Genomic DNA, 5,292 nt, shown 5'->3' on the forward strand with positions numbered 1-5,292 from the left:
TGACATGTGCAGGACACATCTTCCTTCGCGGGTGTGACACCCACAGTTTCGAGAGAGGCTTGACGGCTTTGCCGGCGAAGCCAGGACTGAACTCAATGTGCCGCCAGGCGAGGCCGCGCTCGACGCCGGTGGAACGTTCGCCGACTGCGCGGACGCCGCAGCCGAAGCACTGGAACTGGAGGACGAGGGCATGTTCACCGCAGAGTACCGCCGCACCCTGGTGCGCACGTTGGTCGCCGAAGCCTGCAGCGACGCACTGGTCTCGCAGGGGGTGCCCACATGAGCGTCGATCAGGTCCTCACGCCGAAATTCGTCGGCACCTCGGTCGCCCGCCGGGAAGACCCGCGGTTGCTCACCGGCCGAGGCAGATTCGTCGACGACATCGCGATGCCGGGAATGTTGCACGCTCAGTTCGTACGCAGCACCGTCGCGGCCGCTCGATCACCGGTCTGGACGTCGGTGATGTCGCCGGAGTCGAGGGAGTGCGCGGCGTCTTCACCGCGGCGGACCTGGAGCTGCGGCCGATCCGAGCCGAATTATCCCGTCCACTCAGCGAATTCGTGCCCACCGACATGCCCGTACTGGCGCACGACGTCGTGCGCTACGTCGGTGAGCCACTGGCCATCGTCGTCGCCGCCGATGCCTACAGCGTCGAGGACGGGCTCGAAGCGGCACGGGTGTCGTACCGGACCGTCACCGCCGTCACCTCCGCAGACCAGGCCATGTCCGACGGCGTACCCCTGGTGCACGATTCGGTTCCGAACAACACCGTCGTGGACGTACAGATGTTCGCCACCGAGGGCATCGACGAGATTTTCGACGACGCGCACACCGTCGTGTCCGTGCGATCGCGCACCGGGCGTCAGAACGCGCTTCCGCTCGAGACCCGCGGCTGCATCGCGTACTGGGACGACCGCGACAAGCAGCTGATCGTCCACATCTGTACACAGGTGCCGCACCAGGTTCGGACCGTCACCGCGCTGTGCCTCGGGCTCGACGAGCGAGAGGTCCGTGTCGTGGTACCCGACATGGGTGGCGGCTTCGGACAGAAGTGCGTCGTCGGTCGCGAGGAGATCGCCGTCGCCGCAGCCGCATTGAAGCTCCGCCGCCCGGTCAAATGGATCGAGGACCGCAAGGACGCACTGACGGCGTCGTTCCTGGCGCGCGAACAGCAGTACGACGTGCGGGCAGCGTTCGATTCCGAGGGGCACATTCTCGGCCTCGACGCAGATGTCGTGTGCGATATGGGCGCGTACTCGTGCTACCCCTTCACCGCAGGCATCGAGCCGCTCATGGCCTCGGCCGAAATGCCGGGGGTGTACCAGGTTCCGGCATATCGGGTGCGGGGCCGTTCCGTGTTCAGCAACAAGGCACCGACCGCGCCGTACCGCGGGGTGTCCCGCCCGCAGTACGTCATGGTGATGGAGCGGCTGTTCGAGCGAGCGGCCCGCGAACTGAACCTCGATGCGGTGGAGATCAGACGGCGCAACGTCATCACCGCTTTCCCCTACACCGGCGTCAACAACATCACCTACGATCCGGGCTCCTACCTCGAGGCACTGAACCTGTGCGAGCAGATGCTACTAGACGGTGGGTGGTACGACTTCCAGGAGCGGGCGACCGCAGACGGCCGACACATCGGCATCGGATACTCGTGCTTCAGCGAGCGAACCGGCTACGGCAGCAGCGCATTCGCGGCCCGCAAGATGAACGTGGTGCCGGGATTCGACATCTCGGAGGTCCGGATGGACACCTCCGGCACGGTGGTCGTGACGACCGGCACAATGAGCCACGGCCAGAGCCACGAGACCACCATGGCGCAGATCGTCGCAGACCGGCTCGGCATCGACGTCGAACAGGTCAAGATCGTGCAGGGCGACACCGACCGCATCACCTACGGCTTCGGGTCGTTCGCCTCCCGCTCGATCACCATCGGCGGTAGCGCGGTGGCGTTGGCGTCGAACAAGCTGGGAGACAAACTGTGTGAGATCGCGGCGCACCTGATGGAGACCCGTGACGACAACGTCGAGCTGGCCTCGGGCCGCGTCCGTCAGCGCGACGACCACTCCAAGTACGTCACCTACCGGGACATCGCCGACGTCGCGTACCTGAAGGCGCAACTGCTACCGAAGGGCGTCGAACCCGGATTGTCCGCGACGGCCAGCTTCGACGTGTTCAACGACGGCACGTTCTCCAACGCCACCCACGGCGTCGTGGTGGAGTTGCACGAGGGCACCGGCCGAGTGGAGATCCTGAAGTACGTGTGCGTCGAGGACTGCGGAGTCGCCATCAATCCCAAGATCGTCGAAGGACAGTGCCGCGGTGGAATCGCCCAGGGCATCGCCGGTGCGTTGTTCGAGCAGGTGTCGTACGACGATCACGGAAACCCACTGTGCGCCAGCTTCATCGACTACAAGGTGCCCACTGCCTGCGAAATCCCGGACATCGAGATCCATCACCTCGAAACGCCCTGCCTGTTCACCGAATCCGGAGCCAAGGGAGCCGGTGAGGGCGGCACGATCGGCGCACCGGCCGCCGTGCTCAACGCCGTCAACGACGGATTGCGCTCCACCGGACTCGAACTGAACGACACACCGATCACCCCCGTGGCGGTACAGGCGGCACTGGCGAAGGGAAGGCCATGAGCAACAAGCAACTGATCGAACTGAACGTCAACGGAACCATCCATGAGGTGATCACCGAACCACGCCGAACTCTGGTCGACGTACTGCGGCACGATCTGCAGCTCACCGGAACGCATGTCGGCTGCGAGCACGGCGTGTGCGGAGCCTGCACCGTGCTGATCGACGGCAAGCCGGCCCGCGCGTGCCTGACGTTCGCAGCGCAGGTGGAGAACTCGGACATCGAGACCGTCGAATCACTCGGCATCGACGGTGAATTGAACGATCTGCAGCAGGCCTTCGCGGACCACCACGGTCTGCAGTGCGGTTTCTGCACACCGGGCTTCCTGATGTTGGCCGAGGGCTACCTCGCCGACAACCCCGATGCCACCAAGGAACAGATCCGAGAGGTGGTGGCGTCGAACTACTGCCGCTGTACCGGGTATCAAACCATCGTCGAGGCCATCGACTCGTGTGCCGAACAGCGGCGTTGCGCCGGCTGTGTGAACGGAGTTTCCCAGTGATCTTGACCAACACGCTCGACATAGGCGCCTCCGCCGAGGACGTCTTCCGACTGATCAACGACGTCGAGAAGGTGGCGACGTGCGTACCGGGGGCCGCCATCACCGGTAAGGACGGTGAGACCTACCTCGGCGGAGTCAAGGTCAAAGTGGGCCCGATCAGTGCGTCGTACGCCGGCACGATTCGCTTCCTCGCGGTCGATGCCGAAACCCGGACGCTCTCACTCGAAGCCAAAGGAGCTGACTCGCACGGCAACGGCGATGCCGAGGCCCAGGTGAAACTGGCGGTCGAGGCGATCGGTGACCGTTCGCGGTTGACCCTGAACACCGATCTGGTGATCAGCGGCAAGATCGTCTCGTTCGGCAAGGGCGCGATCGTGGCGGTGTCGAACAAGGTGCTGCAACAGTTCGCCGTCAATCTCGGTGCGCTGCTCAGTGGTTCGGCTACGGCCGAATCGACCACGCCTGCAGCTGTGAAGGCTGCTGTTGCGAGCCCGATGGGCGGCGAATTGAATGCGATGTCTCTGATGCCCGAACCGGTGCGCAAGTACGCGCCGATCGCGGGCATCTTCCTCGCCGGAATGGTCGAGGGATGGTTGGTGTCCAGGGCTTTCGGGCGACGGTAGGTTCGCGATGCTCGACTTCGCCGCCACACTCCACGATTGGTTCATCAGCGGACGGCCGTTCGGTGTAGCCACCGTCGTGGCAACCTCCGGCAGTGCGGTCCGAGAGGTGGGTGCTGTCATGGCCGTCGGCGCCGGCCGCGGAGCACTCGGAGGTGTGTCCGGCGGATGCGTCGAAGGTGCAGTGTTCGACGCTGCGGTGTCGGCGGCGACGGGTGGATTCGCCGATCGGCTTCGATTCGGCGTCGCGGCAGATGACCCCTTCGCCATAGGGCTCACCTGCGGCGGCACCATCGAGGTCGTGGTGGACCGAGTGGATCGGGACAGCCGCCCGCACTACGGACAGCTGTTGGAGCGAATCATGTCGCGATCTTCTGTTGCCGAAGTGACCGTCGCCTCCGGTGCTGCGGGCGGTCACCTCGTGGTGACGGCCGACGATTCGTTCGGCTCCATCGGCCACCCGCTTCTCGACGCTGGAGCCACCGAGCTCGCTCGGGTCATGTTGGCGGACGGATCGAGCGGACTGCGTGAGATCGACGCCGTCGAGGTCTTCGTGCGATCGTTCCCTGCTCCGCCGCTGCTGATCATCTTCGGCGCGCTCGACCTCGCCGACTCCGTCGCCCGGGCAGCCGCGATCGTGGGATACCGCACCGTGGTGTGCGACGCTCGGCCGATCTTCGCTACGGCCGAACGCTTTCCGCACGCCGACGAGGTCGTGGTGGCCTGGCCGCACGAGTATCTGACGGCGCAGTGGGAGGCGGGCTTGATCGACCGCTCCACCGCGCTGTGTGTACTGACGCACGATGAGAAGTTCGATGTCCCGCTGCTCGACGTCGCGGTACGCACCCCGGCCGGCTACATCGGCGTGCTGGGCAGCCGTCGAACACACGAGGATCGCCGTCGCCGACTCCTCGCACGCGGGGTCGACGCGGGCTCCCTGGCGCGGTTGGCCTCGCCCGTGGGTCTGGATCTCGGTGGGCGTAGTCCCGGAGAGACCGCGTTGTCGATCGTGGCCGAAATGGTCGCGGTATCGAACGGGCGATCCGGCGGACGGTTGCGCGACGGGACGGGATCGCTGCATGGCCGTGACGACGATGCCCTCCGCAGCGCCCCGGGGATCGGTGCGTCGGTCGCAGGCACTACGCCCGACGGTGCCAGCACGTGTCCGACGCTGTAGGCCACCTGCCGCGCCCGAGTTCGTCCGAAACGGATCGAAGAGGGAACCGATGGGCTCGGCGTTGCCCGGCAGGCAACCGAACCGATGTACTCCACGCCCAACCTGATCCGTAGCCACCCTCGCTTTGGGAGAGATTCGCGCGAACGCGTTCCCGACCGCGTTCACCGATGGGATGGAACCGATCGGAGACCGCGGGCGTCAAACCCGATGACGCCGAACGACCGGGCGTCGACAGAGTGCGACTCGGGGGAGCGTCATGACAGTGAACGTGGATCCAGCGATCCTGCGGCAGTTCTCGAATGCGTTGTCGGGAACCGGACAGGCGATCGGTGAGTTGGATACTCTCGCGC

At 65.5% G+C, this 5,292-nt stretch carries 5 protein-coding genes; all 5 read left to right on the forward strand.

The genetic code is table 11. The features are described from left to right. Positions 1-97: 97 nt before the first annotated feature. Positions 98-283 (forward strand): hypothetical protein, encoded by a 186-nt coding sequence (locus RHBS_RS23995; RefSeq protein ID WP_128646612.1) that lies wholly within the window; start codon positions 98-100, stop codon positions 281-283. Positions 284-449: 166 nt separating this feature from the next. After that, positions 450-2,645: a xanthine dehydrogenase family protein molybdopterin-binding subunit gene (locus RHBS_RS24000; RefSeq protein WP_237669631.1), complete on the forward strand. Its 2,196-nt coding sequence runs from the start codon at positions 450-452 to the stop codon at positions 2,643-2,645. Further along, positions 2,642-3,145, forward strand: coding sequence for a (2Fe-2S)-binding protein (locus RHBS_RS24005; RefSeq protein WP_037190717.1), 504 nt, complete (start codon positions 2,642-2,644; stop codon positions 3,143-3,145). Before RHBS_RS24000 ends, RHBS_RS24005 begins: the two co-directional genes overlap by 4 nt. Next, positions 3,142-3,768, forward strand: coding sequence for an SRPBCC family protein (locus RHBS_RS24010; protein WP_128646614.1), 627 nt, complete (start codon positions 3,142-3,144; stop codon positions 3,766-3,768). The genes RHBS_RS24005 and RHBS_RS24010 overlap by 4 nt, the downstream gene beginning before the upstream one ends. A 7-nt stretch (positions 3,769-3,775) precedes the next feature. Further along, on the forward strand, positions 3,776-4,942 hold the full coding sequence (locus tag RHBS_RS24015) for an XdhC family protein (protein WP_128646615.1): 1,167 nt from the start codon (positions 3,776-3,778) through the stop codon (positions 4,940-4,942). Positions 4,943-5,292 lie beyond the last annotated feature (350 nt).

The organism is Rhodococcus sp. BS-15, from assembly GCF_000813105.1.
Lineage (GTDB): Bacteria > Actinomycetota > Actinomycetes > Mycobacteriales > Mycobacteriaceae > Rhodococcoides.